Genomic DNA, 19060 nt, shown 5'->3' with positions numbered 1-19060 from the left:
TCATGATCCCTTATGGCAAGCAGGAAATCATCCAGGCTGACATCGACGCCGTTGTTGAGGTGCTGAAGTCAGACTTCCTGACTCAGGGCCCCATGGTGCCGAAGTTCGAGCAAGCTGTTGCTGACCATGTTGGTGCAAACCACGCTATCGCGGTAAATAGCGCGACCTCGGCTTTGCATATTGCCTGTATGGCACTTGGCCTGGGGCAGGGCGACTGGCTGTGGACGACACCCGTTACGTTCGTGGCGTCTGCCAACTGTGGCCTCTACTGCGGAGCACAAGTCGACTTTGTGGACATTGATCCGCAAACCTACAACCTGTGCCCCAAAGCCCTGAAGGCAAAGCTTGAGCAGGCAGAAAAGGAAAATCGCCTGCCCAAGGTGGTGGTGGCGGTGCACCTGTGCGGCCAGCCATGCAATATGGAAGCCATTGCGGCCCTGTCGCGGGAGTACGGGTTCAAGGTCGTCGAAGACGCCTCCCACGCGATTGGTGGTAAATACCAGGGTGAATTCATTGGCAACAGCCGCTACAGCGACATAACGGTGTTCAGTTTTCATCCGGTCAAAATCGTGACCACGGCCGAAGGCGGTATGGCAGTGACAAACGATGACCAACTGGCGGAAAAATTGAACCTTCTGCGCAGCCACGGTATAACCCGGGACCCCGCATTAATGACCCGTGAGCCGGATGGCCCCTGGTATTACCAGCAGGTTGACCTCGGCTACAACTACCGCATGACTGAGCTGCAGGCCGCACTGGGCGTGAGCCAGATGCAGCGTTTGGACGATTTTGTGGCCCGGCGTCATGAACTTGCAAGGCGCTATGACCAACTGTTGGCCGACCTGCCTCTGACGCTGCCCTGGCAGCATCCGGACAGCTACAGTGGCTTGCACCTTTATGTAATCCGACTGCAGTTGGAAAACGTCACCTTAAGCCATCGAGAAGTCTTTGAAGCACTGAGAGAGCAGGGCATTGGCGTAAACCTGCACTACATCCCCGTGCACACGCAGCCTTATTACGAACAGATGGGCTTTAAAGACAACGATTTCCCGCAATCCATGGCCTATTACTGTGAGGCCATCAGCATTCCCATGTTCCACGGCCTTACAGACCAACAGCAGGACAGGGTGGTGTCGGTGCTGAAAGAGATTCTGGGTAAAGCAACATGACGTCCCCCAACCGTGTAGCCATTATTCCTGCCAGAGGCGGCAGCAAGCGTATTCCCCGGAAAAATATCCGGGAATTTTGTGGTAAACCAATGATTGCCTGGTCCATCGAGGCAGCCAGGGCAAGCGGCTGCTTCGACAGGGTTATCGTATCCACCGACGATGCAAAAATTGCGGATGTAGCGAAACGCCATGGCGCGGAAGTGCCTTTTATGCGCCCTGCGGAGCTTTCAGATGACTACGCGGGAACGTTACCCGTCATTCGGCACGCTGTGGACTGGCTGCAACAAAATGGCGACCCCATTGATTACGCGTGTTGTATCTACGCGACTGCTCCGTTTATTTCCCCGGAAGATCTTGAGCGAGGTTGGGAGCTGATTCAGCAGGATGGTGCCAGCTACGCTTTTTCTGTGACCAGTTATGCCTTTCCGATTCAGCGGGCTATCCGGATTACCGGAAGTGGACGGGTAGCGATGTTCAGTCCGGAGCATTTCAATACCCGCTCACAGGATCTGGAAGAAGCCTGGCACGATGCGGGCCAGTTCTATTGGGGAACGGCGGGTGCCTGGCTTGAGGAACATGCAATATTCAGTGAGGGCGCAGTTCCGGTGAAGTTACCCCGCCACAGAGTGCAGGACATCGACACCCCGGAAGACTGGACTCGCGCGGAATGGATGTTTAAGGCCATGACGAGCGCCAAGGTTGACGAATGAAAGTTGTTTTCAGGGCGGATGCATCCCTCAGTATTGGCACCGGCCATGTAATGCGGTGTTTGACCCTGGCGGAGGAACTTCGGCGCCAGGGACACGCCTGCCAATTCGTTTGCCGTGACCATCCGGGCCACCTTGCCGGCTTCATTCTCAGCAAGGGCTTCACGTGTGACCTGCTCTCCAATCCTGCTGTACCCGAAGCCAGGCGCGTCAGTGTTAACGAAACGGCTCATTCAGATTGGTTGGGCGTTAGCTGGGAAATGGATGCTGACCAAACGCTCTCTGTCGTCGATAAACCGGACGTGGATTGGCTGGTCGCGGACCACTATGCCCTGGAGTCCCGTTGGGAAAACAGGCTCGCGTCCGTTGCAAAACGGGTCATGGTAATTGACGATCTTGCGGACAGGAATCACGATTGCGATCTGCTGCTCGATCAGAACCTGGGCAGCCAGGAGGCGGACTATAGCCACAGAGTCCCGGAACGCTGTGTTCGGCTGATTGGCCCGCGATATGCTCTTCTGCGCCCCGAGTTTGCTGAACTCAGGGAAGCCGCCCTGAAACGGCGGGTAAAGCCAGAAGTGAAGCGTATCCTTATATCCCTTGGTGGAGTTGATTCAGACAATGTGACAGGCAAGGTACTCAATGCTCTTGCCAATAGTTCTCTGCCTGGCGACACAGATCTGGATATCATCATGGGAGCAACCGCACCTCACCTGGATGAAGTACAGCAGATGGCCCAACAACTTCCTTTCCGGGCGGAAGTAAGCGTAAACGTTTACGACATGGCCGATCGCATGTGCCGGGCAGACCTCTCTATCGGCGCTGCGGGCAGTACTTCCTGGGAGCGATGCTGCCTTGGGTTACCCTCCATCATGGTTATCCTTGCGGAGAACCAGCGCAATATTGGTAACGCTTTGGCGCAAAGCGGCTGTGCGTACCTCGTAGACAGAGATCGAATTGCCGATGAGCTCAGCCCTCTACTGAGCCGACTGGTGGAGCCGGGAAAAGAACTGGAACGCCTGGCGGCTAATGCAGAGCTAGTCTGCGATGGTAAGGGTAGCTCACGTTTGGTTTCAGAAATGACCAGGATTATTCACTCATGAAAATAACCGTTCTGTGTAGCGATCCTGAACACCCGGTTAACAGACACCTCAACAGGTGGGTTGGGCAGAAGCGCGATGGGCATGACATTGAGCTGCTGCGCAAGCGCTGTGAGCTATCCGGCGGCGATATCCTTTTTTTGGTGTCGTGTTCTGAGATCATCAAGGCTGAACACCGTTCACTTTACCGACACACCCTGGTCCTGCATGCCAGTGATCTGCCCAAAGGGCGGGGGTGGAGCCCTCATGTCTGGGAAGTTGTTCGCGGTGCCGAGCACATCACCCTCAGCCTGCTGGAAGCCGAAGACAAGGTCGATAGCGGGCGGATATGGTTAAAGCGCGTCATACCGATCAGCAAGACCGATTTGTGGTACGACGTAAACGAAAAGCTTTTTGAGGCAGAAGTCGACCTCATAAATGAGGCTGTCGACAACTCCGAGCAAATAGAGCCTTGTCATCAGGACGCAGACATCGTTCCCACATACTACGAGCGCCGCACACCCGCAGATAGCGAGCTGGATCCTCAAAAATCCATCGCAGAACAGTTCGACCTCATACGCATGTGCGACCCAGAACGCTACCCTGCCTGGTTCGAGCATCTGGGGCAGAAATACAAGATTAGTCTGGAGAAAGTTGACCATGAAGAAATTTGAAATCGCTGGTCGTCCGATTGGTAACGACTACGAGCCTTACATCATTGCCGAGATGTCCGCCAATCATAATGGCAATATCGAGACTGCCTTCCGGATTATCGAAGAGGCAAAAAAAGCCGGTGCTGATGCTCTGAAAATCCAGACGTACAGACCGGATACTATTACCCTGAACTCAGATCTGCCCGATTTCCAGATCAAAGGTGGCCTCTGGGATGGTAAAACACTCTATGAGTTGTACGAGTGGGCGCACACCCCCTGGGAGTGGCACAAGCCCTTGTTCGAATATGCCAGAAAGCTGGACATCCCCATTTTTAGCTCACCGTTCGACACCACCGCGGTAGATTTGCTCGAAGATCTGAACGCACCGGCTTACAAAATAGCCTCCTTTGAAGCCGTTGACTTGGCCCTGATCCGTTATGTTGCAGCCACAGGTAAGCCGATGATCATTTCCACCGGTATGGCGGATGCGGAGGAAATTGGAGAGGCCATCGCCGCCGCGAGGGATGGCGGCTGTCAGGACCTCGCGATTCTCCATTGCGTGAGCGGCTACCCGGCTCCATCTGAGGACTACAACCTCCGTACCATACCGGACATGATGGAAAGGTTTGGTTTGGTGACTGGGTTGTCTGACCACACCCTGGATAATACCACAGCCATTGCTAGCGTGGTGCTGGGCGCTTCCCTCATTGAAAAACACTTCACCCTGGATCGAAATGGTGGAGGGCCGGATGATAGTTTTTCTCTGGAACCCGGTGATCTTGCCGCGTTGTGTAGAGACAGCAAAACTGCCTGGAAGGCGCTGGGTAAAGTCGATTATGGGCGTAAGTCCAGTGAGCAGGGCAATGTTCAGTTCCGTAGGTCGCTGTATTTTGTGAAAGATCTGGAGGCAGGTGAAATAATTACCAAAGACTGTGTACGAAGCGTCAGGCCAGGGTTTGGGTTGGCCCCAAAATACAATGATTCGGTGATCGGAAAGCGAGTTAAATACGCTGTGTCCTCGAATTCACCTGTGAAAAATGACGTGCTTAATCTGGATGATTCTGAATGAAGGGATGCGGGGCTCGGTTGCTGAAATGAATCTTACCTTAGCGTAAACTCTTCCTATGTTTCCATTAAACGGGCTTTCGAACTGTCGAAGGCCCGTTTCTTTTTTGCGTAACGCGACGGACAGGTTTTTTGGATGAAAAAGGCATTGATCACTGGTGTGACTGGTCAGGACGGTTCTTACTTGGCGGAGTTTTTGCTCGAAAAAGGCTACGAAGTACACGGTATCAAGCGGCGAGCCTCGCTTTTTAATACGCAGAGAGTGGATCATATTTACCAAGATCCGCATACCGACAATCAGCGTTTCGTATTGCACTATGGAGACTTGACGGACTCATCCAACTTGACGCGGATCCTTCAAGAGGTTCAGCCCGATGAGGTGTATAATCTGGGCGCTCAGTCTCACGTTGCGGTGAGTTTTGAGTCGCCGGAATACACGGCCGACGTGGATGGCATGGGTGCGCTGCGTTTGCTAGAGGCTATTCGGTTGCTGGGGTTGGAGAAAAAAACCCGGTTTTACCAGGCGTCTACCTCCGAGCTGTATGGCTTAGTGCAGGAGACACCCCAGAAGGAAACCACGCCTTTCTATCCCCGCTCGCCCTATGCAGTGGCTAAATTGTATGCCTACTGGATGACAGTGAATTACCGTGAAGCCTACGGGATGTATGCCTGTAATGGGGTGCTGTTCAATCACGAATCCCCGCGCCGGGGAGAAACCTTTGTAACCCGCAAGATTACCCGGGGCCTGGCGAATATCTCCCAGGGACTGGAAGCCTGCCTGTACATGGGTAACCTGGATGCGCTGCGGGATTGGGGGCATGCCAAGGATTATGTGCGCATGCAGTGGATGATGCTACAGCAGGATCAGCCCGAGGATTTTGTCATCGCCACCGGGGTCCAGTACTCGGTGCGTGAGTTCATCCGATGGTCTGCAGCGGAGCTGGGCATTGCTCTGCGTTTTGAGGGTGAGGGCGTTGAAGAGATTGCCCTGGTGGAGTCGGTGGCCGGTGAGCATGCGCCCGCGGTAGAGCCGGGCACTGTGATTGTCCGTGTAGACCCGCGCTATTTTCGCCCGGCCGAAGTGGAGACGTTGCTGGGTGACCCGACCAAAGCCAAAGAAAAGCTCGGCTGGGTTCCGGAAATTACCGTTCAAGAGATGTGTTCAGAGATGGTTCAGGAAGACTTGAAGAACGCCAAGCGCCATGCGTTGCTAAAGGCCCACGGGCACGATGTTATCGTATCGGTGGAGAATTGAGATGATGGAAATGAAACATCAGCGTGTATTTGTGGCAGGTCACCGGGGGATGGTTGGCTCCGCGATTGTTCGCAGGCTTCAGGCCCTCGGTTACACTAATATTCTCACGGCTAGCCGGGATGAATTAAATCTGCTTGACCAGGCGGAAGTCCACGCCTGGTTCGCCGAGCATAAACCGGAGCAAGTGTACATCGCGGCGGCCAAAGTAGGGGGTATTCATGCCAACAATACGTACCCCGCAGAGTTCATCTACGAAAACCTGTTGATTGAGGCGAATCTGATCAACGCGGCGCATACGGCGGATGTTCAGAAACTGCTGTTCCTGGGATCGTCTTGCATTTACCCCAAGTTTGCAGATCAACCCATGCGTGAGGACGCCCTCCTGACGGGTATTCTGGAGCCCACCAATGAGCCTTATGCCATCGCCAAGATCGCCGGGATAAAGCTTTGTGAAAGCTATAACCGGCAGTATGGTCGCGATTACCGCAGTGTGATGCCGACCAACCTGTATGGGCCCAATGACAACTTTCACCCTGAAAACAGTCACGTGATTCCGGCGCTGTTGCGACGCTTTCATGAGGCAGTGAAGGCTGCTGACGAAGAAGTGGTTATCTGGGGAAGCGGGAAGCCGATGCGGGAGTTCCTGCATGTGGACGACATGGCGTCGGCTAGCGTGTATGTAATGGAGCTGGACGGTGAGACATATGCAGCGAACACGGAGCCGATGCTGTCTCACATCAATGTGGGCACCGGTGTGGATTGCACAATTCGGGAGCTGGCCGAAACGGTCGCCAAGGTGACGGGCTTTGAGGGGCAGCTGGTGTTTGACAGCAGTAAGCCCGATGGTACACCGAGGAAGCTTATGGATGTTTCAAGGCTGAAGGCGTTAGGCTGGGAGGCTTCGGTTGGGTTGGAAGAAGGCTTGTCGCAGGCTTATCAGTGGTTTCTGGAAAACTCCGACGCGATTCGGGGTTGATATCTAGCGGTCTACGAATATGTGGTTTTAATGAAAGTTCTTGTTTTATCAAACAGTGCGCCAAACTATCATAACTTCTTTAATGCGATCAGTCGGCGTTTGATTGAAAAGGGCGTGGGAGTTGGTTATGCCGTAGACTGTCCTGTTTCTCTTGCTGAAAACAAAGTTGAAGAGCTGGGTGTGCAGTACGATGTTTTCTCAGAATTCTTTGCTCAGCATGAGCTAGATGAAGAGATACTGTCAGCCTATTCTCACCATAATCTGAACTTGGCCCTTTTTTCTGATTTCGATCGATCTGAAGAATATGGTATCTGGGGAAGGCGATCTGATGAATTCTTTGACCGCCTGAAGAGTGCTCTTCTATCTTTTTTCTCTCAGCTAATAGATCAGCATGGATATACTGCTGTTCTATATGAGAATGTGTCCAACGCGTTTGCTCATTTTTGCTGGATTGTATGCCAGGAAACGAATGTGGATTATGTTGGATTGACCGGCAGTCGTTTACCTGGCCGATTTTGTTTCACCTCGAATCCTTTTGGGGAGCATGTGCCTATTGAAAGAACGCGGCAGGCTTTGGAAGAGCAAAGATTGGATGTTCCTGAAGCAGTTTGGGGATGGTGCCGTGAATACATCAGTAATATTGAAACAACATCTCCAGATTATATGGCGTTTAATAATCTCGATAATATAAAAATTATCGACCGTTATTTTCGTTTGTCAAAACTCAGGAAGATATTCAGAGCCATCAGGTTTATTGGCGGTGATCACTATCATAGTTTTCAACGAGGGAATCCGTTGCTTTACTCTGCGGGTATGTTTCTTAGGAGCCTCAAGAGGCGGATCAGACTACCCTTCGTAAAGAAATACTACACTGCGCCTGGCGATGGGGATTTTTTTCTCTATCCGTTACACTTTCACCCTGAATCGTCGACGTCAATTCTTTCCTCTAGTTATGTAAACGAATATGAGACGATAAAAAATATTGCGTTTAACCTTCCCGAAGGGGTTAGGCTTTATGTGAAGGACCACCTCAGCGCTTGGGGTTACCCTCGACTTAACTTCTATAAGAAGCTGGTTTCGCTCCCTAATGTTAAGCTGCTGGCTCCTTTCGAGCCGACCAAGCAGTTGATAAAGCAATCGAAAGGCGTTGTGACACTGACCAGTACGGTCGGCTATGAGGCTTTGCTGTTGAAAAAACCGGTTTTGTTGTTTGGCGAGGTTTTCTATCAGAACCACCCCCTGGTCACTAAAGTTGGCCGCTTGCCGGACCTCTTTCAGAGCCTATCGATGATGATGAGGCAGTTGGAAGAAACTGATGTGGATATTGAAAATTACAACCTCCAATTTGTAGCAGCGTATTACCTGAATACGTGGCCAGGCCGCCTGAACCTTATGCTGGATCATAAGGATGCAGAGAAACTCGCCGATGAGCTGTTCCCGTTGCTTTGGGAAAGGCTGTTGGATGAACCGAATCATTGAATAATGGAACTGAGTGGTAACCATGGAAAATTCCCCGCACCGGGCGTTGGAACGTAACGATATTAGCCTTGTAGAACTGACGATCATCGTCGTGCGTTGGAAGGCATTGTTTTTCTCTGTATTCATTGTGATTTTTTGTGCTGCTGGTCTGTATGCATTTTTGTCTCCTGCCAAGCAGGAGTTTGTAGGTCTGTATCAATTGGCCAAAGCCGGAGAAGGACAGTATCTCAATGACCCTGAGGCAGTTGTCTCTAGGGCGAACTCGGTATGGGTTCCTGGGTTAGCTTCCGAAAATGAAAACAAACGGCAATCCCTACCCGATATTGTCGCGACAAACCCGGAAGCTACAGGATTGATTCAGCTCCGAACTGTTGCAAGGGTTGGGGATGAAAATTTGGTTTTGACTTTACACCGACAGTTACTTACGCGGCTGGATGGCTGGCAGTCAAAGTTGTTCCAGGATTATTCTTCACAAATTGAGCGTCGGATCGATCGTATGGCCAGTTTGATCGACCAAATACAAGGAGGAAAAGATACTGGCGAAGCATTGGCCGCCCTGCTCGAAAAGAAAATCCAGTTGGAGCACGAGCTCGATAAAGCGCAGAAGGGTGAAGTTCTTTCTGAGGTAAGTATAGGCAAAGGCCAAGCATCTGCCTCTATGCAGATCATTATACTGGTTGGACTCCTCCTGGCATTCATTCTTGGATTGATGTCGGCATTTGTTGCGGAATTTATCAAAGTGGTTCGGAATAGAATGAAGTGTGGAAGATAATGGATATTAATGTCTGGTCTTCAATTGGGTATTATTAAATGCCTGAATTGATTGCCTCCTTCTTTTTGGTCTTTGTCGGGGGCGTGGCTGTTTTATATTCCTCTTTGCGAAATTTCAGGGTTAGTCTGCCCGGTATCTCGCTATTTATTTTTGTGATGCTTTTTTACATTTTAGCCCCTGTTGTACAGTTGGCAGATTCAATGGATTACTTGGTGAACACCTCGAGATTTTCATTGTCTTATGCTATCTACGTTAATATTATTTTATTTGTTTTCCTGGTTTTTTATTCCTTGTCCTATATCTGGCTTACGTCTGGAAAGGTTTTTATCCCCTACAACCATCTGGTATCACAGAGTGCGCGTATTGATGTGAGGGTGTCCTTTTCAAAAAACGTCGTTATTTTTATTTCCTTACTTGCGTCGTCGGTGTTCGCATTTAATGGTATACAAAGCTCAATAGTATCCTTGTTTATTTTTAAATTTCTGGCATTGATAGCTTTTTTTGGTGCATCCGTATACTTCTTGAGTGTTCGTGGCAGTATGACCAAGAAACAAATGTTGTTTAGCTTGTTTCTTGGGCTCTTGTTTTTTGTGCTATTTTTCAAAAACCCTATTTTTGAGCGCAGAAATGCGTTAGGTCCGGTGTATTTGACAATAGCCTGCCTGGTAGCGCCGTTTCTGTTAAAAGGCCGGATTTTTCTTTCCTTTGGCGTTTTGGTTATGGTTATTGCGTTCCCGGCCGCTTCTTTACTTACCCATCAATATGGCGTGTCCGGGGGTGGGAGTATATCTACAGAGCAGCTCGTCCAGCAGATCGGCGGTCACTATAACGATCTTCATTATGATGCTTGGTCCAATGGTGTGACCATGCAAGAAATGATTGCAGAGCGCGGCCACACTATGGGGCAGCAGCTGGTGGGAACCTTATTGTTTTTTGTACCGAGAGCTTTTTGGCCCGAGAAGCCGGTGTCGTCTGGTGAAATGATTGGCCAGTATCTCATGGAAAACGCATCCTTGTGGTTTTCGAATGTGTCTTTCTCCTTCCCATTTGAATTCTATCTTGATTTCGGTATTGGGGGAGTGTTTATTGCGGCTTTTGCTCTTGCATATTTTGTCTTCTTTCTTGAGAAGAGAGCTGATTATTCTGTAGTTTGGAATATTCTAATGATCTACTTTTCATTCTATATATATTTCCTCATGCGGGGGCCATTTTTGCCAGCATTTGCGTATTTCGTTCCAGTGATTCTAGCATGTTGGATATCGGGGAAAGTATTCACGTATAAGGTTGAGAAGTGCGCGTAAATTATTTTGCATTTTCGTTTGTAAGGGGGGGCGCTGCCATTGCAGCTGAGAAGTTTTATTATCTCGGCGCTAGAAACTTTGATGTCCGTTCCTTCTCCGTAGAAAGTTCTCAGAGTGATCTACACCGCAAGGCAACTTCGCCATTCGAATACCGTTATCATTTTTTTCTCAGATTGTTAGAACATGCCTTTCTTTTTTTCCTGAGAAAAGATGTTGATGTTAAGCATTCGTTAAATTTGTTTTCCTGTCGGCTGGTTCAGAGAGCACTTCAGTCATGTTCCGGATCTGAGGAAATTGTTCATATCCACTGGATTAACAATGACACGCTTTCGATATGGGATCTTGCCAAGGTGCCACCTTACTCAATCATTACCCTTCATGATGAGTGGCTGATTGCCGGGGCTGAACATTACCAGAATCCTTTTGAGCCTCCGGGTGCACTTGATGGTTACTCTTCCGGAGGAGCAACGCTCTGCAGGTTGGTTAATAAATATTGCTGGTTACTAAAATATAAGCTGCTCTCTAGGCGCAAAGATTTGGTGATAACAGCGCCGTCGAGCTGGCTTTGCAAAAGAGCAGCACAGAGTCCGACGTTAGCGGATAACGACATCGTCTTGTTGCCTAACCCAATTGATACTGAGGTTTTCTCCCCTCTTCCGGCCGAAGAAAAAAAACATCTTCGTAATAAGCTTGGCATAGGACTGGAAGACTTTGTCCTGGTTTTTGGCGGCGTATCTTTGGAAAATAACAGACTCAAAGGAGGTGTTGAGCTTGAAAAAGCGCTTGTTGCCCTTTCTGAAAGGCTGCCAAAAGACGCGCTGGATCGCATCACGTTATTGGTATTTGGAGGCTCCGAGACGTCGAACGTGCATTTGGCCGGTCTCCGTACGATTCATTTTGGACGGGTGTCTTCGCCTGATGGGATGCGAGGGGTTTACGGAGTTGGGGACTTTACTGTTGTTCCCTCGCTTGTGGAAGCCTTTGGCCAGGTCGCAGCGGAGAGTTTGAGTTGTGGTGTTCCGGTTGTCTGTTTCGATACCTCCGGGCTCAGGGACATAGTGAATCATGAAGTATCGGGATTCGTCGCGGAGTTTGTGTCAGTCAATAGCTTGGCGGACCAACTCGAAAGGGCTTACCGCTTGAGCGAAGCAGATCGATCGCAAATGGGAAGGAGCGGTCGTTCCAGGATTGAGAGTGGCTTTTCTTTTGAGAAAGTTGAAGCGACTTATCTGGACCTGCTCGAGCGAGTACACTCCCGGAAGCATGAGAGGCTTCAGACTAATAAATGAAAAAAAGGTGCAACTGAGTTGAAGGTGTCTATCGTTACAGTCTGTTTTAACAGCGTATCAACTATTGAGGATACGCTTGATTCTGTTCAATCTCAGTCTCACGGTGATATTGAACACATAATCGTTGATGGTGGTTCGTCTGATGGCACTCTGGATGTGCTCGAGAGCAGGCGACCTAGTTTGGGTGCGCTGATATCTGAGCCTGACGAAGGCCTCTACGATGCGATGAACAAAGGGATCCGAATTGCGACTGGGGATATTATTGGCATACTGAACTCCGACGATTTTTTTGAATCTGATGATGTAGTCGCGACCGTTGTAGACGTCTTCAGGGAATCGTCAGAGTGCGACTTGGTATTTGGTGATGTTGTTTTTGTTGAAGCAGAAGATTTATCAAAGGTTATACGCTATTACGGAGCGCGACATTTCAGGCCGTGGAAGCTGCGCTTCGGTTGGATGCCTCCACATCCTGCGACCTTTGTTCGGCGCCGGAGTTATGATTTAGTGGGGGCATATCGAGTGGATATGCAAATTTCGGCCGACTTTGAGATGTTTGTTCGATGGCTAATGAAATCGCGGCTTGGCTGGAAGCACCTGGATAAGGTGCTGGTTCGGATGCGTTCGGGAGGTGTCAGCACCTCAGGTGTCCGCAGCAGCATCACATTGAATCAGGAAATTGTGCGCGCCTGCAGGGAAAATGGCATATACACGAATCTGTTCATGGTGCTGAGCAAAATTCCTTTCAAGTTGTTTGAGCTTTTAAGGCGGCCAGGGTGAGTGACAGCGCTAAAGTTTTGGTGACTGGCGCGACCGGGTTTGTTGGCCGGGCGGTTCTGAGAGCGCTGCTGAATCATCATGAACCTAGTTCCGGTGTGGTTGCTGCGGTCCGCAGAGAGAATCTGTCTGCAGATGAATTGCCCTGTCGCTATAAGGGAGGTCTTGAGCTTACTTCTGAGGATGGTTGGCCTGAAGCGCTTGTTGGCGTTGATGTGGTGATACACTGTGCTGCACGGGTGCATGTGATGGCGGAGACGGCAGTTGATCCGCTTACGGAATTCCGCCGCGTGAACGTGGAAGGTACGATTCGGCTCGCAAAATTGGCGCGGGCATCGGGCGTCAGGCGATTTGTATACCTGAGCAGTGTTAAGGTGCATGGAGAAAGCACAACTCACCGCAGTCCGTTTCGCGACTCGGAAGGGTTGGCGCCGCAAGATCCGTACGCGGTTTCCAAGGCGGAGGCGGAACAAGAATTGTTTACCTATTGCCGGGAGCAGGGTATGGAACTTGTGATCGTTCGTCCTCCTCTGGTCTATGGTCCGGGAGTTAAGGGCAACTTCCTGAGTTTAATGAAACTGGCTAGTTCTCCTCTTCCGCTTCCGTTTGGGGCAGTAGCAAACCGTAGAAGCATGATTTATGTTGATAATCTGGCTCATTTCCTCGCGTGTTGCGCTAAATCGCCTTTGGCGTCCGGGCAATCCTTTCTCGTTAGTGATTGTGAGGATATTTCCTTGGCCGAGTTACTGTTGCGACTGCGACGTTCATTAGGAAAGCGGCCACTATTGTTGCCAGTGCCAGTGGCTCTATTTCGTTTTGCTGGCTGCCTGACCGGCAAGCAGGCAGTGGTGGAGCGTTTGGTCGGTTCTTTACAAGTGGATTGCGATACGGCAGCTAATGTCCTTGGTTGGGAGCCTCCTTATTCTGTCGAGCAGTCGCTGGAAGCAACTGTTGATGATTTTCTTGCACGTTGAAGGTGGAGCAGTCGGCTTGTGTTTAGAGTTATAGATATTTTGTTTTCTGCAGTGGGCCTTACTTTGGGTTTTCCGCTACTAATGGTCATTTTCGTTGTTGGCTTGTTTGATACGGGCTCGCCCTTATTCAGGCAGGAGCGAGTGGGGCGCCACAAGAAACCATTCACTCTTGTTAAATTTCGAACCATGACAAAAGAGACTGCGTCGGTTGCGAGCCACCTTGCGAATGCCTCATCCATTACTCGTTTCGGGCACTTTCTCAGACGGACAAAACTGGATGAGTTGCCCCAGTTATGGAACGTCTTGAAAGGAGATATGAGTCTGGTAGGGCCTCGGCCTTGTCTATTTAGCCAAGTGGAGCTGGTACGGGAACGTGAAGCCCGGGGGGTACTTAACTGTAGACCTGGTATTACTGGATTGGCTCAGATAAATGATATTGACATGTCGACGCCGGAATTATTAGCCGAAACTGACCAGAGGATGCTCTGTTCACTTGGTATCAGGGACTATTTTTCTTACATCATCCAGACTGTTTCAGGTAAAGGCGCGGGGGACCGTGTGCGGCAGTGAGGGCCTGGTGCTCAAGAAAAGGTCTAGCATTTTCAGTAGGCTCTATCGCAGCTCGGAATGATTCGATAAGGAATGGCAGCTTTGAGGTCAAAAATGATCAATGGAATACTCGGCTTGTCCCGACCCACGAAGCGGGCTATCTCAGTTGCCGTTGATTTCGTTTTGTTATCCGTTGCAATCTGGGCCGCGTTCGCCCTTAGGTTTGAGAGTTTTGCCTGGCTACCAAACGACAGACAGCTACTTGTCTCTTCAGCCACTGTCCTCATAACCATCGGGGCTTTCGTAAAGTTAGGACTTTATCGGGCAGTCATACGGTATTTGAGTGAGCATGCATTTCTGGCGATCATTATCGGCGTGGCCTTTTCCAGTGTGGCCCTGATTGTATTCGGGTTTTTGTTTCAGGCACTTGTTCCTCGTTCAGTGCCAGTGATTTATGGGGCATTTGCTTTTCTTTTAGTGGCCGGCACGCGGTTTTCAGTCCGCAATGTTGTTCGGAGTCCCGGGGAAAAAACAAAAAACAGTGTGTTGATTGTTGGCGCTGGGCCCAAAGGCATGCAGCTGGCGTCTGCGTTAGCCCAGGGGGTCGAGTACCGGCCAGTTGGATTTGTTTCTCTCGTGAGCAGCAATCATCGTTCACTGATTGGTAATCTGCCCGTTTTTTCAATTGAGCATATCGAGAAGGCGGTCAGGGAGCTTGAAGCCTCCCGGGTGCTGCTCGCACTTGAAGATGGGGTACCTGTTAACCGCAAACATTTGATGCAATCCCTTGAAAGGCTCTCGGTGCCGGTCCAAACGGTGCCCTCAATGTCGGAATTGGTAGCAGGTCAGGCTCGAATAAACGACATCCGTGATCTTGAGATTGAAGACCTGCTTGGCCGAGACCCTGTTCGACCAGACGCGGCGATAGTGTCGGAAAGTCTTTTTGGCAAGTCGGTGATGGTTACAGGAGCGGGGGGATCGATCGGTTCCGAGCTTTGCCGTCAGATTTTGCGGCATAAGCCTGAAAGGCTGGTACTGTTTGAACAATCAGAGTTTTCTCTCTATTCGATAGAGCGTGAACTTCAAACTATCAATCAGGTTGAGTGCCTTGGGGTTACGCTGTATGCAATTTTGGGCAGTGTCACCCATCGGCGGCGGAGCGAGGCGGCAATGAAGGCTTTCAGTATTCAGACCGTTTATCATGCTGCTGCCTATAAGCATGTCCCTCTAGTTGAGCACAACATTATTGAAGGTGTTCAGAACAATATATTCGGGACCTGGCATGCGGCAGAATCAGCAATTGCGGCGGGCGTCGAACGATTTGTGCTGATTTCCACGGATAAGGCGGTCCGCCCCACGAACGTGATGGGAGCTAGTAAGCGCATGGCCGAGTTAGTGCTGCAAGGCCTGGCTCAGCGGCAATCTGGTACTATTTTCTCGATGGTGCGTTTTGGTAATGTGCTTGGGTCATCTGGTTCTGTCGTGCCATTGTTCAGGGATCAGATTCGTGATGGGGGTCCGGTAACTGTGACCCATCCGGATATTATCCGCTATTTTATGACTATTCCTGAGGCTAGCCAGCTCGTTCTGCAGGCCGGCAGTATGGGGCAGGGTGGTGAGGTGTTTGTGCTGGACATGGGAGAACCGGTTAAAATAGCAGACTTGGCCCGCAAGATGATTCACCTGATGGGGCTGATGGAAAAAGCGGTAGATCGCCCCGATGGTGATATTGAGATTGTGTTTTCGGGGCTTCGGCCGGGTGAGAAGCTTTTTGAGGAGCTGTTGATTGGTGATGATCCTCAAGGAACTGCCCACCCGCGGATCATGATGGCCCGAGAGATTTTTATGCCTTGGGATGATATGCAGCAAACCCTAAAAAGGCTTATGACCGCCAGCCAAGATTTCGACTGCCATGAGGTGGTGGAAATTCTGAAAAAAGCACCAACCGGATTTGCGCCCAATGGCGGTGTTGAGGATCTTGTTTGGATGAATGGCAACAGGGAGCGAATGAGTCAGGCAAGAGATGAGGATAAAGTCCGACGATTACCGTTGGTCTAGTTTACATTATTGCAAGAGTTATTTAGTGACGGGAGCTCAGGGCCCCGTTTTCGTTATTCAACAGGGAATGTTGGCGATGATTGATATCCTCCACCACGGTGCCATCATTGGCGTTACCGGCTCCTGCGATGAACTGTACTTGAGAGCGGAGTTCAAAAGAATGGCATCCTCATAGACTGCGGCCTGTTTCAGGGCCAGGACGAAGGCTGGAGTGTCTCCGCCTCTGGTCTCTCTATTGATTTCCCATAGGTCATATTTGCGCCCTGGTCGTTACCCACGTGCAATTGATCACGTGGTTAGTATTCCCTATCTGCTGGCCACTGGTTTTGACGGGCCGATTATCTGTTCTGAGCCCTCCGCTATCATGTTGCCTGAGATTTTGGAAGATGCGATGAAGATCGAGTTTTGGGTCTGATTGGTTCCCGCTTGGTACCAATACCTTACGGTCAGTGGCATTTGGTGTTTGCTGCGGGCGATTGCTCGCTGTCTGTTCGGCTGCGGATGGCGGGGCATATTCGTGGTTCGGCTTACCTAGAGTTCGCCGCGCGCAGCGGGGACTTTGAAGAGCGTATTATTTTTAGTAGAGATTTTGGAACGCCCCATGCGCCTTTACTGCTGAGGCCGGAGTCAGCGGAACGGGCGGATCGATTAGTGATTGTGAGTACTTATGGCGATAGGGATCATGAGGATAGGGAGGCACGCCGCTATCGGTTAAGGGCGGTGTTGGAGCATGCGCTTGAGGATGGGGGGAGACTGTACTTGTTCTGGCTTTCAGCGTCGGCGGAACCCAGGAGTTGCTCTGTGAGATTGAAACTCTGCTTCATGAGTTTGGCGGAGAACAGGACTGGCCTGGGGAGGATCTCGAAATTGTGGTGGGCTCACAACTCGCCGCCGAGTTCACGCGGATTCACCACGTGGGTGTTTACTCGGCTTATGCGGGTCAGCCGGATCTCGTTCAATTTGTTAAAGAGATGCGTAAAGCTCCCCGGGAAATCCGGATAATTCATCGTGAACAAGAAACAAAGCGGTATTGAAAAGATGTTTTGAATCTTTTCTCGCTGCAGACATAATAATTCGAGAACATTAAAACAGGTTATTTTTCTCGAGTGTAATGCTGGAAAAAGGATTTCGGATGAAAAAAATTGCTGTAATCGGCCTTGGCTACGTAGGTTTACCACTCGCTGCAGCATTCGGCGAGAAGCGCGAAGTGGTTGGATTTGATATCAACGGTAAGCGTATTGCAGAGCTGAGAGATGGTGTGGACTTTACCCGAGAGGTCTCCCGCGAAGAGTTGTCTGCTGCCTCTGGCCTTTCTTTCGCCGATTCCCTGGAGGGTATTCGCGATTGTCAGATTTATATTGTGACGGTGCCCACCCCCATTGACGAGTTCAAAACGCCCGATTTAACACCGCTGGTAAAAGCCAGCGAAACCGTGGGCAAGGTTTTACAAAAGGGGGATATCGTGATTTATGAATCGACGGTATACCCTGGTGCAACGGAAGAAGTATGTGTGCCCGTTCTGGAGAAAGTCTCCGGGCTGGTGTTTAATCAGGATTTCTTCGCCGGTTACAGCCCGGAGCGTATTAATCCGGGTGACAAAGAACACCGGGTGACCAGCATTATGAAAGTAACCTCCGGTTCCACTCCTGATATCGCCGAGGAAGTGGATGCGCTTTATGCCGGCATTATTACTGCCGGGACCCATAAAGCCAGTTCAATTAAAGTTGCCGAAGCGGCCAAGGTTATTGAGAACACCCAGCGGGATCTGAACATCGCGTTGATGAACGAGCTTTCGATGATCTTCTCACGTTTGAAGATCGATACCCATGAAGTGTTGGCGGCCGCTGGTACCAAGTGGAACTTTTTGCCATTTAAACCCGGCCTTGTTGGTGGGCACTGTATCGGTGTTGACCCCTATTACCTGACCCATAAAGCCCAGGCCATTGGTTATCACCCCGAGATTATCCTTTCCGGTCGCCGTGTAAATGACAATATGGGTCCTTATGCGGCGGCAGAGCTTGTTAAGGCAATGATCAAAACCGGGCATACCGTAGCCTCTTCAAAAGTGTTGGTGATGGGCCTGACCTTTAAGGAGAATTGTCCGGATTTGCGGAACACACGTGTTATCGATGTTATCCGGGAGCTGGAGGATTTTGGCTGTTCCGTGGATGTGACGGACTGCTGGGCGGATAATGAGGAAGCTGTGCATGAATATGGGATTTCATTGGTTGATTCTCCAAAACCAAATGATTACGATGCGCTTTTTTTGGCAGTGCCGCACCGGGAGTATGCTGGGAAATCTTCGAAGGAATTGCGTGCCTATTTAAAAGAAGGCGGTGTTTTGTTTGATTTGAAAGGTGTGCTGCCTTTAGGTGACGCGGACTTGAGACTGTAAGCTCAATATTCACGAAAATTATTGTTTAAAAAGGCCGGTCAACGTGACCGGCCTTTTTAATTAAAACGCCATAAACAAATAATTTTGCCATAGTTCATAAAATTAATTATTATTGTTATCGACTGCCAGTCAACTCCAATTTATTTTTTAAAGACCTCTTATATAATAAGGTTTTAATTCCATGGCAAAGATTAACGATTACTACCAGAAAAAACAGCTTATGGAAAAGCTTGCCGCAGAGCTGGAACAGCTTGAAAAAGACCAGGCTCTGAAAGGCGAACTGGAGTTTGAAAACAAGGTTCGTGATTTGATGAAGGAGTATGACAAATCACCGAAGGATGTATTGCAGATTTTGTCGGCTATTGATCCGTCAGTGTCGGGTGGGAAAGCTGAGTCTGGCACTGGTAGCCGTGCCAAGCGTCCATTGAAGACTTACAAAAACCCGCATACGGGCGAAGTGGTTAAAACCCGTGGTGGTAATCACAAGACTCTGAACGAGTGGCGTGAAAAGCACGGTAAGGAAGCCGTACAGAGCTGGCAGCAGGGCTGACCTTCGATTGGCAGA

General features: G+C 50.1%; 17 protein-coding genes and 1 pseudogene. All 18 read left to right on the top strand.

What is annotated here, in order from left to right:
• The first annotated feature begins 2 nt into the window (after positions 1-2).
• Positions 3-1169 carry a UDP-4-amino-4,6-dideoxy-N-acetyl-beta-L-altrosamine transaminase gene (pseC, locus tag KFJ24_RS09180; protein ID WP_250830772.1) on the top strand — a complete coding sequence of 389 codons (1167 nt, stop codon included), beginning with the start codon at positions 3-5 and terminating at the stop codon, positions 1167-1169.
• Positions 1166-1879 carry a pseudaminic acid cytidylyltransferase gene (pseF, locus tag KFJ24_RS09175; protein WP_250830771.1) on the top strand — a complete coding sequence of 238 codons (714 nt, stop codon included), beginning with the start codon at positions 1166-1168 and terminating at the stop codon, positions 1877-1879. Before pseC ends, pseF begins: the two co-directional genes overlap by 4 nt.
• Positions 1876-2979: a UDP-2,4-diacetamido-2,4,6-trideoxy-beta-L-altropyranose hydrolase gene (gene pseG / locus KFJ24_RS09170; RefSeq protein ID WP_250830770.1), complete on the top strand. Its 1104-nt coding sequence runs from the start codon at positions 1876-1878 to the stop codon at positions 2977-2979. Before pseF ends, pseG begins: the two co-directional genes overlap by 4 nt.
• The gene (locus KFJ24_RS09165; protein ID WP_250830769.1) at positions 2976-3629 is read left to right on the top strand and encodes a formyltransferase family protein; all 654 of its coding nucleotides are present in this window, start codon (positions 2976-2978) and stop codon (positions 3627-3629) included. The genes pseG and KFJ24_RS09165 overlap by 4 nt, the downstream gene beginning before the upstream one ends.
• A complete protein-coding gene (pseI, locus tag KFJ24_RS09160) occupies positions 3616-4677 on the top strand; it encodes a pseudaminic acid synthase (protein WP_250830768.1) in 1062 nt (353 codons plus the stop codon). Before KFJ24_RS09165 ends, pseI begins: the two co-directional genes overlap by 14 nt.
• A gap of 132 nt (positions 4678-4809) precedes the next feature.
• On the top strand, positions 4810-5928 hold the full coding sequence (gmd, locus tag KFJ24_RS09155) for a GDP-mannose 4,6-dehydratase (protein WP_250830767.1): 1119 nt from the start codon (positions 4810-4812) through the stop codon (positions 5926-5928).
• Position 5929: 1 nt separating this feature from the next.
• A complete protein-coding gene (fcl, locus tag KFJ24_RS09150) occupies positions 5930-6904 on the top strand; it encodes a GDP-L-fucose synthase (RefSeq protein WP_284709173.1) in 975 nt (324 codons plus the stop codon).
• Between the two features lie 30 nt (positions 6905-6934).
• A complete protein-coding gene (locus tag KFJ24_RS09145; RefSeq protein WP_250830766.1) occupies positions 6935-8383 on the top strand; it encodes a capsular biosynthesis protein in 1449 nt (482 codons plus the stop codon).
• Between the two features lie 22 nt (positions 8384-8405).
• Entirely contained in the window at positions 8406-9155 is a 750-nt protein-coding gene (locus KFJ24_RS09140; protein ID WP_250830765.1) for a hypothetical protein, read from the top strand.
• A gap of 38 nt (positions 9156-9193) precedes the next feature.
• Entirely contained in the window at positions 9194-10456 is a 1263-nt protein-coding gene (locus KFJ24_RS09135; RefSeq protein WP_250830764.1) for a hypothetical protein, read from the top strand.
• Positions 10447-11745: a glycosyltransferase gene (locus KFJ24_RS18250; RefSeq protein WP_250830763.1), complete on the top strand. Its 1299-nt coding sequence runs from the start codon at positions 10447-10449 to the stop codon at positions 11743-11745. The genes KFJ24_RS09135 and KFJ24_RS18250 overlap by 10 nt, the downstream gene beginning before the upstream one ends.
• Positions 11746-11769: 24 nt before the next feature.
• Positions 11770-12522, top strand: a complete 753-nt coding sequence (locus tag KFJ24_RS09125; RefSeq protein ID WP_250832601.1) for a glycosyltransferase family 2 protein — start codon at positions 11770-11772, stop codon at positions 12520-12522.
• Positions 12519-13493, top strand: coding sequence for a UDP-glucose 4-epimerase family protein (locus tag KFJ24_RS09120; RefSeq protein WP_250830762.1), 975 nt, complete (start codon positions 12519-12521; stop codon positions 13491-13493). Before KFJ24_RS09125 ends, KFJ24_RS09120 begins: the two co-directional genes overlap by 4 nt.
• 18 nt (positions 13494-13511) lie before the next feature.
• A complete protein-coding gene (locus KFJ24_RS09115) occupies positions 13512-14063 on the top strand; it encodes a sugar transferase (RefSeq protein ID WP_250830761.1) in 552 nt (183 codons plus the stop codon).
• Between the two features lie 93 nt (positions 14064-14156).
• Positions 14157-16100, top strand: coding sequence for a polysaccharide biosynthesis protein (locus KFJ24_RS09110; RefSeq protein WP_250832600.1), 1944 nt, complete (start codon positions 14157-14159; stop codon positions 16098-16100).
• Between the two features lie 76 nt (positions 16101-16176).
• A pseudogene (locus tag KFJ24_RS18290) lies at positions 16177-17011 on the top strand (MBL fold metallo-hydrolase); the annotation flags it as partial.
• Between the two features lie 221 nt (positions 17012-17232).
• Positions 17233-18495: a Vi polysaccharide biosynthesis UDP-N-acetylglucosamine C-6 dehydrogenase TviB gene (tviB, locus tag KFJ24_RS09105; protein WP_250830760.1), complete on the top strand. Its 1263-nt coding sequence runs from the start codon at positions 17233-17235 to the stop codon at positions 18493-18495.
• A 181-nt stretch (positions 18496-18676) separates the two neighbouring features.
• On the top strand, positions 18677-19045 hold the full coding sequence (locus KFJ24_RS09100) for a histone-like nucleoid-structuring protein, MvaT/MvaU family (RefSeq protein ID WP_250830759.1): 369 nt from the start codon (positions 18677-18679) through the stop codon (positions 19043-19045).
• The last annotated feature ends 15 nt before the right edge of the window (positions 19046-19060 follow it).

The organism is Marinobacter sediminum, from assembly GCF_023657445.1.
GTDB classification, from domain to species: Bacteria; Pseudomonadota; Gammaproteobacteria; order Pseudomonadales; family Oleiphilaceae; genus Marinobacter; species Marinobacter sediminum_A.
The sequence above is the reverse complement of the archived record's forward strand: the minus strand, read 5'-3'. Positions and strand labels throughout refer to the sequence as shown.

Coding starts and splice junctions, on each gene's coding strand:
- pseC (WP_250830772.1), top strand. CDS start 3: ATGATCCCTTATGGCAAGCAGGAAATCATCCAGGCTGACATCGACGCC.
- KFJ24_RS09145 (WP_250830766.1), top strand. CDS start 6,935: ATGAAAGTTCTTGTTTTATCAAACAGTGCGCCAAACTATCATAACTTC.
- gmd (WP_250830767.1), top strand. CDS start 4,810: ATGAAAAAGGCATTGATCACTGGTGTGACTGGTCAGGACGGTTCTTAC.
- KFJ24_RS09165 (WP_250830769.1), top strand. CDS start 2,976: ATGAAAATAACCGTTCTGTGTAGCGATCCTGAACACCCGGTTAACAGA.
- KFJ24_RS09110 (WP_250832600.1), top strand. CDS start 14,157: ATGATCAATGGAATACTCGGCTTGTCCCGACCCACGAAGCGGGCTATC.
- KFJ24_RS09135 (WP_250830764.1), top strand. CDS start 9,194: ATGCCTGAATTGATTGCCTCCTTCTTTTTGGTCTTTGTCGGGGGCGTG.
- KFJ24_RS09100 (WP_250830759.1), top strand. CDS start 18,677: ATGGCAAAGATTAACGATTACTACCAGAAAAAACAGCTTATGGAAAAG.
- KFJ24_RS09140 (WP_250830765.1), top strand. CDS start 8,406: ATGGAAAATTCCCCGCACCGGGCGTTGGAACGTAACGATATTAGCCTT.
- tviB (WP_250830760.1), top strand. CDS start 17,233: ATGAAAAAAATTGCTGTAATCGGCCTTGGCTACGTAGGTTTACCACTC.
- pseI (WP_250830768.1), top strand. CDS start 3,616: ATGAAGAAATTTGAAATCGCTGGTCGTCCGATTGGTAACGACTACGAG.
- pseF (WP_250830771.1), top strand. CDS start 1,166: ATGACGTCCCCCAACCGTGTAGCCATTATTCCTGCCAGAGGCGGCAGC.
- pseG (WP_250830770.1), top strand. CDS start 1,876: ATGAAAGTTGTTTTCAGGGCGGATGCATCCCTCAGTATTGGCACCGGC.
- fcl (WP_284709173.1), top strand. CDS start 5,930: ATGATGGAAATGAAACATCAGCGTGTATTTGTGGCAGGTCACCGGGGG.